Here is a 21,407-nt window from a genome sequence, read left to right on the forward strand (position 1 = left end):
ACGCTTCACCCCCTGGTTTTCTTTGGATTAAAGGCATCGCCGATTCCCTCACCGAGGAAGTTCAGGGAGAAAATGGTGATACAGATGCAGATGGTCGGCAGAAAAAGCTGTCCCGGGTGCATCGTGAGCACCTGCCGGGCATCCTGTGCCATGGAACCCCAGCTTGCCATCGGAGCGGAAATACCGATTCCGATGAAGCTTAAGAAGGCTTCGGTGAAAATGGCATTCGGAACAAGGAAGGTAATCTGTACAATGATCGGTCCGATGGCATTGATCAGCAGGTGACGGAACAAAATCCGCGCATCGCTTGCTCCGATGACGAGTGCTGCCATGGAAAACTCCTGCTCCTTCAAGGCGATCAGCTGGCCTCTTACCTGACGCGCCATACCGATCCAGCCCGGAATGCAGATACCGATCAGAATGCTTCGTACATTCGATCCAAGAACCATCATGATCAGGATAACGTAGATCATAGAAGGCATCGCGTAGATGATATCCACAATACGCATGACAAAGTTGTCAAATTTTCCACCAATGTAGCCGCACAATCCACCGATCACCACACCGAGAACGGTGTTGATGACGGCTGCTCCAAAACCAATTGCCAGGCTGATGCGGCCTCCGTAACAGAGTCTTGTAAATACATCACGTCCGAATTTATCGGTTCCGAAAATATGCTGTGCCGAAAAGCCCGCATACTGATTGGCTGCGTCCTGTGCATCGTATGCATAGGGGCTGATCATCGGTCCGAAAATAGAAATCACTGCCATAAGGAGGATGACGACCAGTCCGAGGACTGCCATTGGATTTTTCTTAAATCTTCCCCACGCCGCTTTCCAGAAGCTTTTGCTCTCCACGGCAATAAACTCGCTGTTCTTTTTGGATGGATCAATCGGTGAAAACCAGTCCATAACAGTCACCTCCTAGTTTGTCAGTTTGATTCTCGGGTCAATGAGGGAACAAATGATATCCACTGCCAGGTTGGCAACGGTGATAATCACACCGATGAAAACACTAAATCCAAGGACTACGGTGTAATCACGGTTTGTGATGGCATTCGTAAATTCACGTCCGATTCCCGGAATAGAAAAAATAGATTCTACAACAAAGCTTCCTGTGATCAGAAATGCGATGGCCGGTCCGAAATAAGTGACAACCGGGATCAGTGCATTTTTGAGGACGTGACGTACGGTGATGTACAGATTGCTAAGTCCCTTCGCTCTTGCCATCGTTACGTAATCCATCTGGATCGCCTCGGAATAGGTACTCTTGGTCAGTCTGGCAATCGAAGCGATCTGTCCGAATGACTGTGCCGCCACCGGAAGAATGTAGTTGGCCGGAGAACCAAGACCGACGATCGGGAGTACCGGCCACCAGACACCGAAAACCATCATCAGCAGGATCGCTGTGACGAATCCCGGGATACTGACCCCCAGCGTCGCAATTCCAAGCAGCGTGTTTTTGACTGCCAGCCGCTTGCTCGTCGCCATCCAGATGCCCATCAGAATACCGATGAAAGCGGATACCGCGATCGAGAGAAGTCCGATGCTTAACGTGTACGGAAATCCTCTTGCGATCAGTGTATTAACAGAAACGTTCTTTTTGTAGGAAATGCCGAGATCTCCGTGCATCAGATTTTCCATGTAAAGAATATACTGTTTCCACATGGGCTCATCCAGTCCGTAGGTCGATTCGAGCTGTTCAATCGCGCTCTGGGAAAGATTGTCTGCCTCGAACGGGCTGCCCGGCATAATCCGAATCAGGAAAAAGGTAATGGTGATCAGTGCCCAGATCGTCACCACTCCAATAAATAAACGTTTTATAATGTATCTTACCATGCAGCATTCCTCCCGTTCCGGCTTTTTTAGCTCAGAAGAGGCAGCCGAACGATCTGTTCTGGCTGCCTCTTTGCACCTTTTTTTCTGTCTTTTGTTTTTATAATGCTTCCTCGCCACGCTGGCCGGTACGAACCCGGATGACATCTGCCACTTTTTCGACAAAAATCTTTCCGTCTCCGATATTTCCGGTACACAGCTTCTTTTCCAGGAAGCCTTTTAATACTTCAATTGTCTTATCATCACCCACGGTCTCGAATTTGCATTTCATCAGTACATTCGGTCCGCTCATGGTTCCGCGGTACATCACCCGATAGCCTTTCTGGTTTCCATATCCGGTGATATCCGTTTCCATCACGCCGTAAACGGCACACGATTCCATGATGTCGATGACATCCTCCCGGTTCGCGGGTTTGACAATAACTGTCAGCTTTTTCATATCCGCACCACCTTTTTATTTGTCATTGTGGAAGTGGAAGTTTGCATAAGCGCTGCATCCGTGCTCGTGCATATCCAGTCCGTCGATCTCTTCTTTCTCGGTTACGCGAAGTCCGATGGTCTTTTTCAGGACGAAGAACAGGATGAACGCCAGGATCAGGGTATATACCGCAACTGCTACAAAACCGATCAGCTGGGTGATAAAGCTGCATCCCTCACCAAAAATACCGGTGAATAAGGTTCCGAGTGCTCCACAGACACCGTGTACACTGATTGCACCAACCGGGTCATCGATTTTTACGACTTTATCAAAGAATTCAACTGCGAATACAACGACAACACCTGCAACTGCTCCAATGAACAGTGCCTCGTAATCATTGACTACATCACAGCTTGCTGTGATAGCTACCAGTCCGGCCAGTGCGCCGTTCATTGTCATACTGATATCCGGTTTTCCATAACGTACCCAGGTAACAATCAGGGTAACCAGTGTTGCTGCTGCTGCTGCGAGGTTTGTGGTCATGGCAATGTCGCCAAGATTGTAGGTTGCTGCTGTGGTAGATCCACAGTTAAATCCGAACCAGCAGAACCAGAGGATAAAGACACCAAGTGCTCCAAGCGGAAGGTTATGACCAGGAATCGCAACCGGTTTTCCCTCTTTTGTGTATTTTCCGATACGAGGTCCGACCATTTTTGCACCGGCAAGGGCGCACAGACCGCCGACCATATGAACTGCAGTAGATCCTGCAAAATCATGGAATCCGATCTGGCTTAACCAGCCGCCGCCCCAGATCCAGTGTCCGGTGATCGGATAAATGAAAATGCTGATGGCTGCGGAGTAAATCAGGTAAGAGATGAATTTAGTTCTCTCTGCCATAGCACCTGATACAATCGTGGCCGATGTTGCACAGAACACGGTCTGGAAAATCATGAATACGCCGATCGGCAGTCCGTTGAACATGCCATCTGCATCTGCCAGCGCTTTCGGATGAAAGAAACCTGATGTTCCGATAAAGGCATTGCTTCCTCCGAACATCAGCGCAAATCCGATGATAAAGAAGAAAATAGAGCCGAGCACGAAATCCATCATATTCTTCATCAGAATGTTTCCGGAGTTTTTCGCTCTTGTAAATCCTGTTTCCACCATGGCAAATCCGGCCTGCATAAAATACACCAGAAAGGCTCCGACCATGGTCCATACGATATTGAGTAATACCTGTGTGTTTTCCATAATAAGTTCCTCCTCATTCCCATCTTACCTGTTCCCGTCTGCAGATCTTCTGAAACGGTCATCTCTGAAACGGCAGCTTTCAAATTTTTTAAAGTGCCTGTTCGCCGTGCTCACCTGTCCGGATTCGCACTGCATCTTCGACATCGTAAACGAAAATTTTTCCATCGCCATAAGTTCCGGTTGACAGGTTTTTCACAACAAAATCAACGATTTTCGGAACCTTGTCATCCTCCACAACGGTTTCCACCTTAACCTTCGGAAGCATTTTGGCCACGATTTCCGCTCCACGGTACATCTGACGATATCCCTTCTGGTTTCCATATCCAAGGATATTTGTGATCATCATACCGTTTGCCTTCTGCTCCTCGAGGAGTAGCTCCAGGTTTTCGAGGCTCTCCGGACGAATTACAATTTCCAGCTTTTTCATGATTTTCCCTCCCTTTCCGAACCGGCTCCTGTACAAGTTTCATCTTTTCATTTACCGGCTCTGCTGCTTCTATATAGAAATCTGTTTTCTGACAGATTTTCTAACCTCTTTCATCATGCCTGTACTGTTCCGCTGCTTCTTTTAATTAATCACACTTGTCGGCATTCCCTCCAGGTAAGACCGGAAGTTTTTCACCGCCAGATCTACTGCACGGAGTCTTGCTGCCTTCGGCTGCCAGGCGATATGGGAAGTAATAAAGGTGTACGGCGACTGCATCAGCGGAATCTGATACTGCGGCGGCTCGTTTGCAACAACATCGAGTCCTGCCATATAAACCTTTCTCGATTCCAGCGCCTCAAGAAGCGCCTCCTCATCGATGATGATTCCCCGCGCGGTGTTGATAATGATGACACCGTCCTTCATTTTGGCAAATGCTTCGCGGTTCAGCAGGTTTTCTGTTTCCTTCGTATGCGGACAGTGAATGGAGATCACATCCGACCGTTCGAAAATCTCTTCCATGCTGACCTGCTCGATGCCGTCATACTGCGGTCCCGTCTTTTTGTGACGGCTGTTTGCGATGACCTTCATGCCAAAGCCCTTTGCCATTCTTGCCGTCCAGAGGCCGATCGCGCCAAGTCCGATGATTCCCATCGTTTTCTGGTAGAGCTCAATCTGCGGCACGAACAGTTGGTTGTAGCTTGCCTGCGGATTCGTTTCTTTTTCTTTCCAGTACCCTGTTTTGGTATAGTCGCTCTGTACCGTCACGTTATGACAGATGTTCATGAGCAGTGCCATCGCATACTGGGCAATGGTGACATCGCCGTAAATCGTATTCGTTATGGTCACGCCCCGGCGCCTTGTCATTTCCACATCGAAATCTTCAAATCCATGTCCCAGCGTTGCGATATATTTCAGATTCGGATGCGCTTCAAAGAGCTTTTCGTTGATCACTCCTTTGTGGACCCAGATACCAAATGCTGCGTCGGCGTTCCCGATCTGGCTGCTGTAATCTTCGAAGGTGTACCTCTTTTTCTCCTGATGGATGATACGGAATTTTCCGATCTGTGGTACACTCTGCAGCATTTTATTCCACTCTGCTTCCATTTCTTCGTACGTCAGATCGATGGTTCCCGGGTCTCCCTGAAAAACGACTACTTCATAGTTTTTTTCTTTCATACGCCTCGCCTCCTGTTGTACTTCTGTCTTTTTATGTTCCGATTTAAGGATGAATTTCCGGTATGCCGCCAAGTTGATTCTTCGGTTTTTATTCTGTAAGAACTTTCTTTTCCTGTTGCCTTACAACGGATTTATTTTCCCATTTATGACCGAGATACCGGACAATGTAAAATCCTGCACGGACTACCCAGTCGAGGGTCTGTGCAATCCAGACACCAAGGAGTCCCACATGGAGGGAAACACCGATCAGATAAGCCAGTGCGATTCGGACGAACCACATGGACAGGATGCTGACCGTCATCGTAAACTTGGCATCGCCTGCGGAACGCATCGTGTTCGGAAGGGTAAAGGCCAGCGGCCAGATCATCATACAGCAGATACTGTGGTATCGGATCACGATGACTGCCATCCGGTAAGCACTGTCGGAAAGGTTATATGCTCCGGCAAACAGTGGTGCTGCTGCCAGAAGCAGGATATTCAGAATCCAAAGGAATGCGTAGGCTCCTGTGATCAGCTTCTTTGTATAGCTTCTCGCCTGCTTATAATCTCCTGCTCCGACGCACTGTCCAACAACGGTTGTCATCGCAAGGCCCATCGCCGAGCCCGGCATGAATGCGAGCTGTTCGACGGTCATCGCACACGCATTAGCTGCGATAGAGGCTGTTCCAAATCCGGCAATCATGCTCTGGGTCAGCAGCTTTCCGATCTGGAACATACTGTTTTCCAACGCCTGCGGAACACCGATGGAAAAGATCTTTTTCAGCATCTCCTTATCCCATCCGACCAGGAACCACTTCGTACAGTGGATCTCGTATTTTTCCTGATGCAGCAGTACAAGAATCACAACACTGGCAAATGCTCTGGAGATCAGAGTGGAAAGTGCCACGCCTGCAACTCCCATGCCAAAGCCGAAAACAAAAATGGCATTTCCGATGATATTCAGCGCGTTCATCACGATGGAGGTAACCATTGAAATGTTTGAGTTTCCCATAACCCGGAAAAGCGCTGCCCCGGCATTGTAGATACCAAGGAACGGAAACGAAAGCGATGTAATAAAGAAGTATTCCACCGCATAGGCCATAACCTGCTCTTCCACTGATCCGTAGACTACCCGGAGAATCCAGCGGTTTCCGAAAAAGGAAATGCCGCAGATGACAAGTGCAATCAGTCCGCAGATCATCACGAGCTGTTCGGCTGCGTGACACGCTGTTTTCTTATCCCCGCTTCCGAGGAACTGGGCTCCGACAACGGAACCGCCGCTTGCCATCGATGTGAAAATCACGATCAGCAGTACACAGATCGTATTGACAAGTGAGATTCCGGAAACAGCCGTTTCACCGGCTCCGGATACCATCACCATGTCCGCCATACCGACGGTAACGGCCAGCACCTGTTCCACAATCAATGGCACGATCAGCCGGACCAGACGCTTTCGGTCAAATAAAACGTTTGTGTTTTCCATCGGACTTTCTCCTTTCCGGTTCTGCATTTTTTTCTGCCCTGTTTCTGGTAAAATCAAAAAGCGACCTGGAAGTCTTCCTTCCAGATCGCCCCGTTGCGAACTCTTTCCTGACGTTTCTCCTTTGGATTGAAAAACGCGGCACGAAGCTTTCCCTTCGTACCGCGCCTTTGCGAATCCATTACTTATATGGAGTTTATCTTGAAAAACAGGCAGATCATTTTCTGGTTTTCTGAGAGTGTTTTGGGAGAAATAAAACCTTGGAGAAAGGGAGAAAATTACAAACGGAGTGATTCTATTCCTAGAACCGCTCCGTTGCGTTATCTTTACTCTATTCTTTTTCTCTGCTGTTTTTCAACATAGGCACATTCTAGCGGAATTCCCACTTTTTGTCAATCCTTAAATTTTTTGATGATTTTCGGTCTTTTGCGTCAGTTCTGTCAATTTTACACAATTTCGCCGATAATTTTTCGGCCGTTTCTGAACATTTTTCTCATGAGTCCTTGAAATTTCTTTGTTTTCTTTTAAAATCGAGGAAAAACTCCGGCAAAATTCTGTGAAAATTCAGAGCGAACGCCAGACTTTGCGTTCATCAAATATCCGTCATCTGTCCGGCGCCTGTTTGAAAAACACTCCGGTATATCAGATCCAGTCAAAATCCCCGCCGGTAATTGCAAGGCTTAAAAGTGCATCCATCTTCTCCACTTCCTCTTCGCCCTCAATTCTTTGCAGCAGCACTGCGGTATCCAGCACATCCTCCAGCGATTCACCAGGTCCGATTTCATAATCCACCTCCGCCTCGCAGTCCGGGCATGGGATTTTTTCCATCGTCTGGAGAGACAAAAAGCGGTTGCCGCATTTCTTGCATTCATAATAACCACATGTTTTGGTTCCGTCTGGTACGTAATACATTTTTTCATACTCCTTTTATTTCTGATATTTTTCAATGATACACTGGTGTTCTTCTACCGCATCCGTGAACTCACTGCGGATTTCCTCATTGGGAATATACGCCATCTGTTCTCTTCGATCGTACGCCAGATACCCTAAGTGAATCAACGCAGTTAAAACATCATCTTTATTTTTAAATGTCACCATATCATTCTGATATGATTTCGTTTTTACTTTCACTCGTTCCCCGGACATCATGGTAATAATGTCTGTTTTAAGTCCATCGAAATTCATATTAATTAACGGCAGGATGGATTCATAAGTTCCCGTATTGGACCAGTAGCTCTGAAAATCTCCCCAGGTCATCACGCTGACAACCGCTTTTGGATTGTATACATGGTAATCCCCCAACAGATAGCCGTCATACCACCGCTTGACTTCTTCAAAATCCTGTTCATACGTTTTGCAAAGTGATTTTACTTCCTCTTCCGTAAAACCAATATAGGGTGCAAATATTTTGGCATCGAGCATCGTGAACTCATCGAAATTATTCAACGCCGACTGGGTTTTCAGCTTTTTGATCGGGAGAATTCCCGTTAAATACGCAAGCTGAATAAAACGGGTGGGTTCACTGCCTTTGAACATGCCGCGCAGAAACTGAATATACGCTTCCTGTACGAACTGGTTCTCCGCCTCTTCACGGATTAAAACATCCCATTCATCAATAATCACAATAAATTTTTTCCCGACTGCCGCATTGATACAGGACAATGCACTATAAATCGTTTCCGCCTCCTGCAGATCCACCTCAGGATAGAGCTCCCGCAGTTCTTTTAATACCTGTCGATTCATATAGCTTACCGTCAGTTCCGGTTTTCCCGCATCCATCATACACCACTGCACATCCAAATGGATCACATCATATTGGTTCAGATGCTTTTTGAAATCTTTATTTTTTCCGATTGCATAGTTCTGAAACATCGCTTCGGAGTCGCAGCCTCTGCTGTAATACGCTGCCAGCATATTGGCCGTAATGGATTTCCCAAATCTGCGCGGACGGCTGTTGCAGATCATGGCGCGGTCCGTATTCATTGCTTTGTTGGTATATTCCAGCAATTCTGTTTTATCTACATAAATATCTGAATTTACAATAATCTGAAAAGCACTGTTGTCCGGATTAACAAATCTTCCCATATTCTGATCACTTCCCTTCCAGTCTGTCTTTTCATCAGCAGTTCCATTTTTTATTATTCTACCATACTTACCTTGCCAAAACCAGACATCCGGAAAAGAATCGTTTTTGTAAAAAGCAACTCGTAAACACATGCGTACAAGTATTACACTGATTCTTAAAAGAAAAAAGCCTTTTCAAAATACAATTTATCTTTTTGCTTTGTGAATTTCTCAGGATATTGCATCCGAAACCAGGAGGCGCGAATTTTTGCTTTTTCAGACATAAATTAAGCCCGATCGATTCTTTTTTCTCTCGACCGGGCTTTTAATGAATTTCCAGTAATTTCATTTTATACACCTGCTGCTTTCATTGATTTCGGGGTATTTCGTTATGTTCCTTTTGGACCGTACCTCCTGGATTTTTTGTTTTTTATTTTTTCCCTATGGGCCTCTGCCTTTCATTGGAATCATCTCCTTTAGGTTCTATATATAAACTCTTCAGAGATTTTTTTGATGTTCAGATTAACTATGCCATTGGACTGTACCTCTTACTTTCTTAGATTTCGTCTTGATGTTTCTTTTTCGTTTTGATGTTTCTTTCTTGTTTTTGTTCTCTTTTCTTTTGTTGATCTTATATTAACTCATCTTCTATATTTTGTCAATACTTTCTTTTAATTTATTTTGTATTTTATTATTTTCAGAATATTATGACATTAAAGCCGAAAGATCAGAAACCTGATGCAGGCTCACTACAAAGAAGCATCCGCAGGCTTTCGCAAAATTCAACCTCTGACTCTTTGTGACCCACCGCAGGGCGATCCTGCTCCCTCCGGAACTCCACAGAATCTTCTTTCCAAAAGAGGAGAACGAAAGACTCCGCTGTCTTTGCCTTTCGCAAAGTCCAGCGGAGCATTTTTCTCGTATTCTTTCTTCTCTTCTTGATTTCTTATTTGCAAAGTTCTTCGGCCAGTGCCTCGATCTCTTTTACGTTCTCTTCCTTCACAGCGGACATTACTTTTACATTATTCTCTGTCCAGGTGATGTTTTTGCTCTTCTCAAACATGCCTTTCATCACTTTCGCTGCGGTCGGTGCCCAGCTTCCGTTTTCGATCAGACCGATGGTGCGGTTCTGAAAGCTGCGCTCTGTCAGACGGTTGATGAAATCCTGCATGAACGGGTAAATGCCTGCGTTGTAGGTCAGGGTTGCGAGAACCAGCTTACTGTAACGGAACGCATCCGCTACGGCAGCGGACATATCGTCTCTTGCCAGATCGTAAACAACGACATTCGGGCATCCTTTTTCTTTCAGCTTATCTGCAAGCAATTCGGCAGCTTTTTTTGTATTGCCGTAAACAGATGTGTAGGCAACCACAACGCCTTCTTCTTCCGGGCGGTAGGAAGACCAGATATCGTATTTTTCAATGTAGTGGCCAAGATTTTCCGTCAGAACCGGGCCGTGCAGGGAACAGATTTTCTGGATATCCAGCGTACCTGCCACTTTCAGAAGCTTCTGTACCTGTAAACCGTATTTTCCGACAATGCCGATGAAGTAACGGCGTGCCTCATCATCCCATGGTTCCTCGCGGTCGAGTGCGCCGAATTTTCCGAAGCCGTCTGCTGCAAACAGAACCTTGTCGGTACTGTCGTATGTAACCATAACCTCCGGCCAGTGTACCATCGGAGCGAACACGAAGGTCAGAACGTGTTTTCCAAGCGTCAGGGACTCACCATCCTTTACTTCCAGTTTCTTTCCGGCGAGATCCATCTTTGGGAAGAAATTTTTCATCATGGCAAAGGTTTTTGTGTTTGCAACAACAGTTGCTTCCGGATATGCTTTTACGAAGTTTTCAATATTCGCAGAGTGATCCGGCTCCATATGCTGCACGATCAGATAATCCGGTTTTCTGCCATCCAGTGCTTTCGCAACATTTGCCAGCCATTCATCCGCAAAATTTGCATCTACAGTATCCATAACTGCCGTTTTCTCATCGAGAATTACGTAAGAATTGTATGCCATGCCGTTCGGCACTCTGTACTGACCTTCAAACAGGTCTACCTGATGATCATTGACTCCCGCGTAGATAATATCCTCTGTAATCTTCATAAAAATCCATATCCTTTCCATCTTGTTTTTCCTGCCCGGAACCTGCTCCGAACCGTATATTCTTATATTATCCTATGATGGGGGAAAAAGCAAGAGAAAATAGTAAGGATTACTATTTTTATTTCATCGTTTCCATACAATGTTCTCTCAGAATCTTTCTGTGCTTGATTTTGTGACTTCTCATTTATTTTCCGGGAAAACAATCTCTTTCTCCGGTATGCCTTCGGATTTGATGACGTAGCCGTCAACATCATCAAAATGAATCTTGTACTGATATTCGCTTTCGCGTCCCTCTTTTGCGGCATCGGCATCAGCGTAGTAGGTAAGGCGAATCTCGAACGTGTTTTTGTTTCCTTCGCGCCAGGACTCATCGCCGATCAGCCAGTCGTTTTCAAGGTTTTTTTCTTTTTTCAGCAGCACCTCGGCGTACTGCTGTGCTCCGCTCCAGATTCCTGTGTTTTTGTACCGGTTCTGCATGGTGTTCTGATACTGCCACAGTGTTACAAACATGATTGACGCCATAATTGCCGTGAAAAGAACGGTTTTGTATTTCTTTTCTTTTTTCTGTCTCTGCCGGCGGATACATCGAATGGTTCCGATCATCATCATTACCAGAACAAACAGATACCACAGGGTCCAGAAGATCTGCTCTTTTCGTTCCAGGCCGCCGGGAATGAATTCTGCCAGCTGATCACCCCAGACGAAATTTACCAGGGATGCCAGAATGCCGATAGACAGAATGGATGCTGCCCCATAGACTTTCCGGCTTTCTTCATCATCCATATTCTGGAAAAAATACCACAGCGATACAAACGCTGCTGCCACCAGACCGCCTAGAATCAGGCCGCCGCCCACGTTTACGATCTTTGCCGCCCACGCTGCCGCTGCCACACCGATCACCAGAAATCCCGCGATCACGTTTGCGTTCCGGTCCTGTTTTTTCTGCTGCCTTGAAATGTCACCTGCGTTCTGCAGCATCTCTGCCACCTCCTTCTGAGTATACTGAATTTCCGGCGCCGCCTCTTCCTTCGTCTGCCCCTGCCGTTCGGAGCGCATCAGCTCCAGCACGGAAATCCCGAGTGCCTGAGCCAGCGGCTCAAGCGTCTGGATATCGGGAAATCCAAGTCCCCGCTCCCACCGGCTGACGGCTTTATCCGTCACATGAATCTGTTCCGCAAGCTCTGCCTGCGTCATCTTTTTCTCTTTTCGTATTCCGGCAATGAACTGCCCGAACTCTTTCGCTTCCACGTCGTGTCCCTTCCTCCTGCTGTTCCCGCCCGCCTCATGTTGCCCAGCGGAGCGTTTTTACAGTCTCAGAATAGGGGAAAATAGGCTGTTTTGTCAATCTACGAATCCTTTACCTGCGTTTTTACGCGAAAAAATCCCCGATTCAGCACGAAAATGCCAAATCGGGGATCTGTTATTTTTCTGTATTTACAGCCCGATCATATTTGCAAACAATACGATCAGCGGAATTGCAATGATGGTTCTCTCTAAAAAGATTACCAGAAGTTTCCAGAAATTCAACGGAATTTCACTTTTGATGATAATCGTTCCGACCTCGGTCAGATAGATAATCTGAATCAGGGATAAAACACCGATGACAAATTTGGTCTTTACGGATACAAGTCCGACCGACAGAAGCGCCGGGATAAACATATCGGTGAAGCCGACGAGAGTTGCCGGTGCTGCCGCAAAGGCTTCCGGAACACCGAGGGCATTTAAGTACAGTCCCATCGGATAGGAAATCCATTTGAAAAACGGGGTATAGGTCGCAATCATCAGCGCGATGGTTCCCCAGGAAACAACGATCGGGATCAGGTCGAAGAACATGCCGACCATAACCTCAAAGCCGCCCTCGCAGACCGTTTTTGCCGTGAATTTTTCCGCACGTCTGCAGCTCATTTCCAGCGCATAAGAGAGCATTCCTTTTTCCTGCGGGATGTCCTCATTGATCTGTTTTCCGACACTTTCCCGATACGTATCCGGGATCAGACGGATCGGCGGAATCCGTGCGATGATGACTGCCAGAATGATTCCGAGCAGGCAGATGCAGAGATAAAAGGACGGGAACAGGTTGGCAATTCCCATCGTGTCTGCGACCATCAGACAGAACGGAATAGATACGAGTGAGAAGTTTGTCATGATGTATCCGGCTTCCCGTTTCGTATAATATCCTTTCATGTACTGCTCGCGTGTCAGGATAACGGCTGCATTCGATGCGCCGAACCAGGATGCAATCAGATCCACAGATGCTCTGCCCGGCACATGGAACAGCGGGCGGACAACCGGTCTTGCAAGGACACCTAAGAATTCCATAATTCCGCAGTCGGTCAGAAACGGCATAATAAAGCTGAATGCAATGACAATGCTGAACAGGGTTCCGCAGAGATCCACCATCGTTGCGCCGGTGTCTGCGGAAATGACCTGCTCCGGTCCGATCTTAAATACGACCATCACGACGAAAATGGCTCCGATGACTTTGGATACCAGATACAGCGGAGTTGTAGAAAATGCTCTGGACAGGTAGTGGTTCTTCCGGATCCAGTCCGGCTTTGCAACATAGTCATAAAGACTCATGATCGCTGATACAATCAGGATCACCATAATCAGGTATGGCAGGCTGCCTCCGAAGAGTCCTTTGATCCAGCTCTTCAGGAAATCGAGTAGCGTCGTAAACGATTCTCCCTGCGGAATCGGTACGAGAAACATCAGAATACCGAACGCAGAGCCCAGCAGGAATTTTAAAAGATTCCCGGTGGTGATATGTGATTTTTCCATTTCTTCTCTCCTCATGTTTATGATAAAGCGCGCATTACTTTCTTACGTGTCGAAACAGCAAGCGTTTTCCCTGCTGCGCGGACAGTTCTATAATGCTTCTACCCGGCACATAGCCTCGTAGATCATGTCTTCCGTCACCTCGTATGGAATGTGTTCCATATCCGGACCGGTTACGGTTTCTTTCAGTACGGCAGACAGTGCCTCCCGCCCGGTCGGCGCTCCCATCTCGGCCAGTGTCGTGCGGATTCCGAGTTTCTGCAGAAAGTCCTTCATTTCTCCGGCTTTGTCTTTTTCTCCGTCCACCATCAGCTGGACAAGAACGCCATACGCGACAACATCACCGTGAAGATTCTCTTCCTCGAATCCCGGCAGAAGCACAAGCCCATAATAAACCGAATGTGCGATCGCACAGTTATATTCATCCAGGACAAGAAGGGATACCAGGCCGGTACTTACGATATTGGCCAGAACTGCCTGCTCGAGCGCTTCTCCTGCCTGGTTTTCCCGGCATTCCTTTAAGGCCTCTTCGGCGTATTCCCGAAGTGGAAGATAACACATATTGCTGATTTCCCGGCCAAGCGCGGAGCTGTGCAGGAGTCTGTCTCCTCTTGCCGCAAAATGGCACTCAAAATATTTTCCCAGCGTATCACCGATTCCGGCTCTTAAATAGCGCTCCGGTGCCTCGGCGATAATCTCCGTGTCGATAAAGCTGTGGCGCGCCGGTTTGTCGTAGAAATAGAAGCTGTCAAAATTTCCATCCTCCCGGTACACAACGGAAAGCGCCGTTGTTGCCGCGCACGTTGCCGCAATGGTAGGGAAGGTAAAGACCGGAAGACCGGCTTTTTCTGCCGTTCCCTTCGCTGTATCCAGCGCTTTGCCGCCTCCCATTCCGAAAATCATCTCGGCTCCGCAGCTTTTTGCGTATACGGCCAGTTCCTCCATTTTCTCATAGGTGCAGTCCGATCCGAATAAAACGGTGTCCACAATCGTGATCTTTGGATCGCCGGCAGAAATCGCCTGTAACAGCTTTTCTTTTCCTGCCTTCAGTGCAAGCTTTCCGCCGATCAGAAGCGCTTTCGTTCCGAATCTGCTGCACACTTCCGTTACCTGCTGATACGCATCCTTGCCAATCGTGTAGTTTGCAAAATTCACCGAATATGTCATCTTACAACAGCTCCTTCAGTTTTTTCAGGCGGGCGAGCGCCTCGTCAATTGTCTTCTCTTCACGGGCAAAATGCAGACGGATCAGATGGTTTACTTCTTCCCGGAAGAAGCTTGAACCCGGTACGGCTGCCACTCCGATATTTTTAATCATCCATTCACAGAATTCCAGATCGGTAAAGCCTGCGAACTGCGGAAGATCCAGGAATTCCTGAATGTCAATCATGACAAAATAGGTTCCCTGCGGCACGTTATGCTTCAGGCCGATTTCATCGAGCCCTTTTAAGAAATGCTCTCTTTTCTTTGTGTAAAGCGCCAGCAGATCTTCATAGTAGGACTCCGGGAAGTTCAGGCCCACAACGGCTGCTTCCTGAAGCGGTGCTGCTGCTCCGACGGTCAGGAAATCGTGTACCTTTTTCGCCGCCTCGATCACTTCTTCCGGTCCGATCAGATAGCCCAGCCGCCATCCCGTAATGGAATACGTCTTGGACAGAGAATTGCAGGTGATGGTGTGCTCGTACATTCCCGGGAGGGATGCCATGCAGACATGCTGGTTGGGAGCATAAACCATGTGCTCATAGACTTCATCCGTTACCACAAAGCCATCATATTTTACGGCAAGCTCTCCGATCCGGGTCAGCTCTTCTCTTGTGAAGACCTTTCCGCACGGGTTGGACGGGTTGCAGACAATGATTGCTTTCGCACCTGCCTGAAATCCTTTTTCCACCAGATCAATGTCAAAGGTATAGGTCGGAGGCACAAGCGGGATGTAGATTGGCTCGGCTCCGGATAAAATGGCATCGGCTCCGTAGTTTTCATAAAACGGGGAGAATACCATGACTTTGTCGCCCGGATTGCAGATCGTCATCATGGCGCACATCATGGCCTCTGTTCCGCCGCAGGTTACAACAATCTCGGTATCCGGATTGATGGTTCTTCCGATGGCCTTTCCCTGCTTTCTTGCAAGAGCCTCCCGGAAATTTTCTGCTCCGAACGTGATGGAATACTGGTGCGGTCCTTCGTAGGCTGCTTTTGCCAGTGCATCCATCATTTCTTTCGGCGGATCGAAATCCGGAAATCCCTGGGACAGGTTAATTGCCCCGTATTCATCGCTGATTCTTGTCATGCGCCGGATGACGGAGTCGGTAAAGGTGTTGACGCGGTCGCTTAATTTCGGCATCTGTTGTGATACTTCCTTTCTTTTTTTCTATGAAAAGGTTGTCTGTTCTTGTCTTTTTTTTAAAACATCTATATAATAAGGTATACCGTAACGGTATAGTCAAGAAAGGATTGGATATTTATGCAAAAATTTAGTAATGCATGCATAAAAACGGGGGATTTTGCGAAATTATGCGGAACAAATAAGAGAACGCTGATTCATTATGATGAGATCGGACTCTTCAAACCGGCCCGCACGGACGAGAAAGGGTATCGGTATTACAGTGAAAATCAGTTTGATGTTTTTTTTACGATCACGTGTCTGAAGGAGCTTGGCATGCCGTTGAAGGAGATTGGGGCGTTTCTGGAGCAGCGAAGTCCGCAGTCTTTGAAAACGCTGCTTCTGGAACAGCAGGAGAAGATTCGAAGAGAGGAAGAACATCTTCGGAAAATTAAAGAAGTGGTGGAAACGAAATTATCTCTCGTATCGCTTCAGGAATCACTTGAAAACCGCCAGTCGTCTCTGGCCGATGACGAACTTTTCTTCCGCTCCGGAAGTCCGGCCGGTCATATTTTTCTCGAAAAAACGCCGGAGGAGTATCTGATTGTCAGCGATCCGCTGCATACAAATGAACACGAAAAAATCATCCAGACCCTCTGCCGCCATGTCGGATACTGCAACAAACACGATTTAAACGCCGGCCACCCTTACGGCGCCATGCTCGATGTCGCAGATCTCAGGGCAAATCTTCTGGATACGTATGCCTGCTTTTTTACAAAAGTAATTCAAAAGCCGGAGCATCACCCTTTTCATATCAAACCAGCCGGGGATTACGCTGTCGCTTATCTGATGGGGGACTACTATGATTCCAAAGACACCTACAAAACGCTCTTCGCCTGGATCGACCAGAACCACTTTTCGACGGGGCAGTATTCCTATAAAGAAGCAGTGATTGATGAACTGGCTACGGCGTCGGCGAAAGAATACGTGACGAAGATATCGGTGCAGGTGTTTCGGACGTAAAACTGTTTCTATACAAAAAAGCCAGAAACGAACGATATGCAGCGTTTCTGGCTTTTCTTATTTTAGACTTTTATTCCTGACCCAAAATCAATTTTTCTTTTTTCTTTTCAAGCAACGGTCGAATGCTTTCCATAACCTGTTTTCTGGCTTTTTCATTTTTTTCAATTCTTTTCATTTCTGATTTTGTCCATTCTTCCGTTTCCTTAAATAATTCAGGAGTTTCTCCCAACATTGCCTGACCAAAGAACATAAAGCATTCCTCCTATCTGTCCTCGTATATAATTCCGGCCTGGTAACAGTTGCTGATAAAAAATTTTGTTGCATCCTGATAGCCTTTTAATTCCGACGCCTCATTATATCTTCGAATTGTCTCGTTTAGTAATTTTACGCCTTTCACATAATCAAAGTTTTTACCTTTTACCATATAAGAAATACTTCCAAGATTTGTTACCACCACCAGTAATCGAATACTTCCATATTGTAGAAAAAAACGAATATCTGTTGCAGATATCAGAGATAGCGACGGATGATTATGCATCGACACCACCATGCATTCCCTTGATGACATAATCAGGTGATACGTCAATGCATCTGCCAAAGGATTCACCGAATGTTCATCTCCAAATTGAATTCCTACCACATCCTCATTTGCAAGAGTTTTTTCAGGATCAAAGCTGTATGTGATCGCCACCTCATTGGAATCATTCTCCTCTTTTGAAATCTTCAGCACTTGTTGTACCAGCCGGTGTATAATCTCATATTCTTCTTCTGGAATTTCACGATATCGAATATAGGGTACTTTCTTAATTGCTTCTTCTGTGATCATAATTTTATGATCGCGTTTTTTCGCCATTTCCAGATTTTCTAATCCTTTATCATTCACGAATCCTTCACCTCTTTTCTTTTAACTTTATTATAATAACTACCTGATATTTTTACAATAACGCTTGCTGAAAATTCTGCAAAAAAGTTCCCACTCCAGTACCATAAATGCCGGGGCGGGAACTTTTTGTTAAAAATATCGGAATCTGCCGAATTCTGCGATTCCCCCTGCTTCTTTCGTTGCATAGGCAAACAGTCCAACTCTGCATCCTGTGAAATGATCCATTTTGAAATAGAGCTGATGCCATGGTCCGATCTGTTTCCATTTTTCATCGCTCCAATATAAAAACCGGACTTTATCGTGCTGGTTCTGGAAATCTGCTTCCAGCCGGATTCTTATTCTCGATGATTCAACCGACACTGCTTCCCATTCGATTTCTTCGCTGTTGCCCTGATTTCCTTCCAGGCTGTCATTTTCCGCTTCGAGAGATCTCATAACCAGAAACATCCGTCCATCACGCTTTGTAACTGCCGCCATGCCGTAACATCCCTGTAATGCACACATACCTGCATAATCTCCGTCCTTCAGTCTTTCCGCATCAACGGTTACTTCTGTTATGCACATCGGAAACTTCATCCTCTGGGTGATCGTATTTACTGCCTGCGTGACATTTTTGCACTGCTTTTTACAGCTCATTCGGAGGCACCCTTTTTCTGCATCATTCTCAATCCAGGAAAGTTCCGGTTCGTGATTGAACTGCCAGCAGCTCTTCCATCCAAACGTTCCAAACAGCCGTTTCTGGTCCGGATTCCATTCTGAAAAATCATCACTCTCCACAAGCGAATGATACTGTTCCTCCGGTCTTGTGCTTTTTGTTTCCACTTCACAGAGTGCCCTTCCCGAATCACCCAATACCGGATAATTTTCTTTTATGATCTGCTCTTTTTGTTCGCCCGGCGCCGGCATATAGGTAACTCTGACATTTTTCTCCCATTTTACTGGCACAAGAACCGGGATTCTGCCGACAGCACCTCTGTCCTGGAAAAGTACGGCGTACCATTTATGATCCGGCGTATCCACAATTCCTCCCTGCGCAACGCCCTGGCCGCAATACCCCATGGTATCACACAACACATCTCCGCCTCTAAATTCTCCCGTCAGGCTGTCTGATACATAGCATGCCTGCGTCCGCATCCACCTGTCCGGAAGGGAATGAATCAGGAATAAATAATACATTCCATTGATTTTATAAAAATGACTTCCTTCAAAACCAAGCCCCGGATTCCGACTATCACTGACCAGAATCCGATCCAGTCCGCCTTCCTTTGGACCGCCCAGATCTTTTTTCAATTCCTGCAGACGAATATTTCTATTGCCGGAAACAATATAAACATGATCATCCTCAAACAAAAGTGAGCAGTCATGATAAAAGCCTTCTATGATGCGTTTTTCCCATGGTCCTTCGATATCATCAGCAGTATAAAGGTATGTTTTTCCGGTATCATTCGCCACAAAGCAAATATAATACATCCCTTTATGGTATCGGAGCGATGCGGCCCACATGCCTTTTCCATAGCAGTTTTTCTCACCAACAAGCCTCTGTTCCTCTGTGCTGTCCAGTCTTTCATACACATAGCTCAGATGTTCCCAGTGAATGAGGTCATACGACCGCAGAATCTCACACCCCGGCATAAAGTGCATTGTAGTGCTTACCATGTAATACGTATCATCTACCCGGATGACATCTGGATCCGGATAATCCAGTTCTGTAATTGGATTTTTTCCTGCTATCTTCATATGCTCTCTCCTCATATAATATTTCAGGGTCATGCCAAAGCAGCATGACCCTGGATAAAATGCAGTATCTTTATTCTTTTACTCCGCCAAGAGTAAGCCCGGCAACAAAGTATTTCTGTAAAAATGGATAAATACAAATAATTGGAAGCATGGTAATAATGGTTGCTGCTGCACGGACCGACGTCGGTGTGACCGAACCGGCTGCATTTTTCATTGCTTCCACAGAGGTTCCCTGATTCGTAACCGATGATAAGAGTTTCATAAGCTCATACTGAAGGGTCGTCAGATTGCTGTTCATTCTGTTGTACAGCATCGCATCAAACCAGGAGTTCCACTGTCCTACCGCCACAAATAATGCTACGGTTGCATATACCGGCTTACAGAGCGGTGAATAAATCTTCAGAAAAATCGTGGTATATCCTGCACCGTCAAGCTGCGCGGACTCTTCCAGACTGTCGGAAATTCCGTTCATATAGGTACGGATTACCAGCATATTGAACGCACTGACCATTCCAGGAATTACATATACCCCGAAACTGTTTGTCAGGCCAAGTTGTTTGTACAGCAGGAATGTAGGAATCATTCCACCGTTGACATACATGGTGATAACCCAGAATAAGGATAATTCTTTTTTAAACAGAAAGCGTTTTCTGCTTACAATAAACGCCAGGATTGCATTTGCTACCAGTGACAGCAGCGTTCCGATGATGGTTCGCGCCACTGTGATATATGCGCCCGTGATCAGGTTATCCTTCTGAAGAACGGTGATATAGTTTTTCCATGTGAATTTTCTTGGCAGCAGATAAATTCCTCCGCGAAGGGCATCTGTACCATCGTTTAATGATATTGCCAGTGTATTTAATACCGGATACAGTGTAATGACTATAAACAGTACCATGATAATACCATTTATTATCGGAAACAGATCCAATTTTCCGGTCTTTTTTCCAGTTTTTTTTGCCATGATGAACCTCCTTAGAACAATCGCTCTTCGCCATTGCGTTTTGCAATCTGGTTTGCGATCATAATCAGTATAATGCTGACTGCACTCTTGAAAATACCTGCTGCCGTACCGATTGCATAATCGCCCTGGCTGATACCCCATTTCAATACGTAGATATCAATGGTCTGTGATACTCTCTGTACCAGGCCGTTTCCTAAAAGATACTGAATTTCAAATCCGGCATTCAAAACGTTGCCTACGTTCATCAGGAGAAGAATCATAATGGTCGGTTTGATTCCAGGAAGTGTCACGTACTTAATTTTATTCCACCTTCCGGCGCCGTCTATGGATGCCGCCTCATATAAAGATGGATCAATTGCTGTGATTGCTGCCAGATAAATAATGGCATTCCAGCCGGTTTCCTTCCACACATTTGCAAAAGCAACAATAGGCCAGAAGTAGCTCGTATGTGCAAAAAAGTTAATTGGCTGTTTGATGATATGCAGATTCACCAGAACTTCATTTACAATACCAGTTCCGGAAAGCATATCATGCAGAATACCGGTTACAATAATCCACGAAAGGAAATGCGGCAGATAGGAAATGGTCTGAACCACTTTTTTTCCTATATGGCTTCTGATTTCATTTAATAAAATTGCAAACGCAATTGCCGTTACGAAAGTTACAACAAGATTGATAACTCCCATTGCCAGAGTATTCCGGATAACACGGATAAACGTCATATCTGAGAACAGTGTCCGGAATTTTTCTAATCCTACAAACTCTGAATGCAGGATTCCTAGTTTCGGTTTGTAGTTCTGAAATGCCATTGCCCAGCCAGCAAGCGGAAGGTAATAGAAAATCACACCATATGCTACGATAATTGCTGCCCAGAAAAGCAGGACTTTCTGTCTTTTGATTTCTTTCCATGTGATTTTTGTTCTGGGCTCTTTTGTTTTTGATTTTGTTCTCGCTAAAGACATGAC

At 46.1% G+C, this 21,407-nt stretch carries 18 protein-coding genes and 2 pseudogenes; 1 reads left to right on the forward strand and 19 read right to left on the reverse strand.

The genetic code is table 11. The features are described 5' to 3' along the window. Window positions 1-5: 5 nt before the first annotated feature. From ACY2VW_RS01965 to ACY2VW_RS02030, 14 genes and pseudogenes are all read right to left on the reverse strand, one after another. Window positions 6-911 (reverse strand): ABC transporter permease, encoded by a 906-nt coding sequence (locus ACY2VW_RS01965; protein ID WP_461872901.1) that lies wholly within the window; start codon window positions 909-911, stop codon window positions 6-8. Window positions 912-923: 12 nt separating this feature from the next. After that, on the reverse strand, window positions 924-1,838 hold the full coding sequence (locus ACY2VW_RS01970) for an ABC transporter permease subunit (protein ID WP_177268434.1): 915 nt from the start codon (window positions 1,836-1,838) through the stop codon (window positions 924-926). A 97-nt stretch (window positions 1,839-1,935) separates the two neighbouring features. Then, window positions 1,936-2,274 (reverse strand): P-II family nitrogen regulator, encoded by a 339-nt coding sequence (locus ACY2VW_RS01975; protein WP_022462439.1) that lies wholly within the window; start codon window positions 2,272-2,274, stop codon window positions 1,936-1,938. Between the two features lie 15 nt (window positions 2,275-2,289). Continuing rightward, on the reverse strand, window positions 2,290-3,504 hold the full coding sequence (locus ACY2VW_RS01980) for an ammonium transporter (protein ID WP_461876803.1): 1,215 nt from the start codon (window positions 3,502-3,504) through the stop codon (window positions 2,290-2,292). Window positions 3,505-3,592: 88 nt separating this feature from the next. Beyond that, complete coding sequence (locus ACY2VW_RS01985) at window positions 3,593-3,931, reverse strand: P-II family nitrogen regulator (protein WP_461876804.1); 339 nt, start codon at window positions 3,929-3,931, stop codon at window positions 3,593-3,595. 141 nt (window positions 3,932-4,072) lie between these two features. Next, window positions 4,073-5,107: a 2-hydroxyacid dehydrogenase gene (locus ACY2VW_RS01990; protein ID WP_461876805.1), complete on the reverse strand. Its 1,035-nt coding sequence runs from the start codon at window positions 5,105-5,107 to the stop codon at window positions 4,073-4,075. Window positions 5,108-5,195: 88 nt separating this feature from the next. Then, window positions 5,196-6,569: an MATE family efflux transporter gene (locus ACY2VW_RS01995; protein ID WP_461876806.1), complete on the reverse strand. Its 1,374-nt coding sequence runs from the start codon at window positions 6,567-6,569 to the stop codon at window positions 5,196-5,198. Window positions 6,570-7,208: 639 nt separating this feature from the next. Continuing rightward, the gene (locus ACY2VW_RS02000) at window positions 7,209-7,478 is read right to left on the reverse strand and encodes an FmdB family zinc ribbon protein (RefSeq protein ID WP_022462435.1); all 270 of its coding nucleotides are present in this window, start codon (window positions 7,476-7,478) and stop codon (window positions 7,209-7,211) included. A gap of 42 nt (window positions 7,479-7,520) precedes the next feature. After that, window positions 7,521-8,651, reverse strand: a pseudogene (locus tag ACY2VW_RS02005) (AAA family ATPase); the annotation flags it as partial. A 928-nt stretch (window positions 8,652-9,579) separates the two neighbouring features. Beyond that, window positions 9,580-10,734: pseudogene (locus ACY2VW_RS02010) on the reverse strand (FprA family A-type flavoprotein); the annotation flags it as partial. Between the two features lie 180 nt (window positions 10,735-10,914). Then, entirely contained in the window at window positions 10,915-11,982 is a 1,068-nt protein-coding gene (locus tag ACY2VW_RS02015; protein ID WP_461876807.1) for a helix-turn-helix domain-containing protein, read from the reverse strand. A gap of 186 nt (window positions 11,983-12,168) precedes the next feature. Next, the gene (locus ACY2VW_RS02020) at window positions 12,169-13,515 is read right to left on the reverse strand and encodes a YjiH family protein (RefSeq protein WP_461876808.1); all 1,347 of its coding nucleotides are present in this window, start codon (window positions 13,513-13,515) and stop codon (window positions 12,169-12,171) included. A gap of 87 nt (window positions 13,516-13,602) precedes the next feature. Continuing rightward, window positions 13,603-14,679 carry an iron-containing alcohol dehydrogenase family protein gene (locus ACY2VW_RS02025; protein WP_461876809.1) on the reverse strand — a complete coding sequence of 359 codons (1,077 nt, stop codon included), beginning with the start codon at window positions 14,677-14,679 and terminating at the stop codon, window positions 13,603-13,605. A 1-nt stretch (window position 14,680) separates the two neighbouring features. Further along, complete coding sequence (locus ACY2VW_RS02030; RefSeq protein ID WP_461872911.1) at window positions 14,681-15,856, reverse strand: pyridoxal phosphate-dependent aminotransferase; 1,176 nt, start codon at window positions 15,854-15,856, stop codon at window positions 14,681-14,683. A gap of 120 nt (window positions 15,857-15,976) precedes the next feature. Between ACY2VW_RS02030 and ACY2VW_RS02035 the strand changes: the two genes are divergently transcribed. Beyond that, window positions 15,977-16,858, forward strand: coding sequence for a MerR family transcriptional regulator (locus tag ACY2VW_RS02035; RefSeq protein WP_461872912.1), 882 nt, complete (start codon window positions 15,977-15,979; stop codon window positions 16,856-16,858). A 70-nt stretch (window positions 16,859-16,928) separates the two neighbouring features. Here ACY2VW_RS02035 and ACY2VW_RS02040 read toward each other — a convergent pair whose 3' ends face one another. From ACY2VW_RS02040 to ACY2VW_RS02060, 5 genes are all read right to left on the reverse strand, one after another. After that, window positions 16,929-17,108 (reverse strand): hypothetical protein, encoded by a 180-nt coding sequence (locus tag ACY2VW_RS02040; protein WP_461872913.1) that lies wholly within the window; start codon window positions 17,106-17,108, stop codon window positions 16,929-16,931. 12 nt (window positions 17,109-17,120) lie between these two features. Further along, complete coding sequence (locus tag ACY2VW_RS02045) at window positions 17,121-17,741, reverse strand: hypothetical protein (RefSeq protein WP_461872914.1); 621 nt, start codon at window positions 17,739-17,741, stop codon at window positions 17,121-17,123. Between the two features lie 129 nt (window positions 17,742-17,870). Continuing rightward, complete coding sequence (locus tag ACY2VW_RS02050) at window positions 17,871-19,478, reverse strand: glycoside hydrolase family 43 protein (protein ID WP_461872915.1); 1,608 nt, start codon at window positions 19,476-19,478, stop codon at window positions 17,871-17,873. 70 nt (window positions 19,479-19,548) lie between these two features. Continuing rightward, window positions 19,549-20,442, reverse strand: coding sequence for a carbohydrate ABC transporter permease (locus tag ACY2VW_RS02055; protein ID WP_461872916.1), 894 nt, complete (start codon window positions 20,440-20,442; stop codon window positions 19,549-19,551). 11 nt (window positions 20,443-20,453) lie between these two features. Continuing rightward, window positions 20,454-21,404 carry an ABC transporter permease gene (locus ACY2VW_RS02060; protein WP_118595817.1) on the reverse strand — a complete coding sequence of 317 codons (951 nt, stop codon included), beginning with the start codon at window positions 21,402-21,404 and terminating at the stop codon, window positions 20,454-20,456. Window positions 21,405-21,407 lie beyond the last annotated feature (3 nt).

Source organism: Fusicatenibacter sp. (assembly GCF_977045365.1).

Coding starts and splice junctions, on each gene's coding strand:
- ACY2VW_RS01985 (WP_461876804.1), bottom strand. CDS start 3,931: ATGAAAAAGCTGGAAATTGTAATTCGTCCGGAGAGCCTCGAAAACCTG.
- ACY2VW_RS01995 (WP_461876806.1), bottom strand. CDS start 6,569: ATGGAAAACACAAACGTTTTATTTGACCGAAAGCGTCTGGTCCGGCTG.
- ACY2VW_RS02020 (WP_461876808.1), bottom strand. CDS start 13,515: ATGGAAAAATCACATATCACCACCGGGAATCTTTTAAAATTCCTGCTG.
- ACY2VW_RS01975 (WP_022462439.1), bottom strand. CDS start 2,274: ATGAAAAAGCTGACAGTTATTGTCAAACCCGCGAACCGGGAGGATGTC.
- ACY2VW_RS02040 (WP_461872913.1), bottom strand. CDS start 17,108: ATGTTCTTTGGTCAGGCAATGTTGGGAGAAACTCCTGAATTATTTAAG.
- ACY2VW_RS02030 (WP_461872911.1), bottom strand. CDS start 15,856: ATGCCGAAATTAAGCGACCGCGTCAACACCTTTACCGACTCCGTCATC.
- ACY2VW_RS01990 (WP_461876805.1), bottom strand. CDS start 5,107: ATGAAAGAAAAAAACTATGAAGTAGTCGTTTTTCAGGGAGACCCGGGA.
- ACY2VW_RS01965 (WP_461872901.1), bottom strand. CDS start 911: ATGGACTGGTTTTCACCGATTGATCCATCCAAAAAGAACAGCGAGTTT.
- ACY2VW_RS01980 (WP_461876803.1), bottom strand. CDS start 3,504: ATGGAAAACACACAGGTATTACTCAATATCGTATGGACCATGGTCGGA.
- ACY2VW_RS02050 (WP_461872915.1), bottom strand. CDS start 19,478: ATGAAGATAGCAGGAAAAAATCCAATTACAGAACTGGATTATCCGGAT.
- ACY2VW_RS02035 (WP_461872912.1), top strand. CDS start 15,977: ATGCAAAAATTTAGTAATGCATGCATAAAAACGGGGGATTTTGCGAAA.
- ACY2VW_RS01970 (WP_177268434.1), bottom strand. CDS start 1,838: ATGGTAAGATACATTATAAAACGTTTATTTATTGGAGTGGTGACGATC.
- ACY2VW_RS02025 (WP_461876809.1), bottom strand. CDS start 14,679: ATGACATATTCGGTGAATTTTGCAAACTACACGATTGGCAAGGATGCG.
- ACY2VW_RS02055 (WP_461872916.1), bottom strand. CDS start 20,442: ATGGCAAAAAAAACTGGAAAAAAGACCGGAAAATTGGATCTGTTTCCG.
- ACY2VW_RS02000 (WP_022462435.1), bottom strand. CDS start 7,478: ATGTATTACGTACCAGACGGAACCAAAACATGTGGTTATTATGAATGC.
- ACY2VW_RS02060 (WP_118595817.1), bottom strand. CDS start 21,404: ATGTCTTTAGCGAGAACAAAATCAAAAACAAAAGAGCCCAGAACAAAA.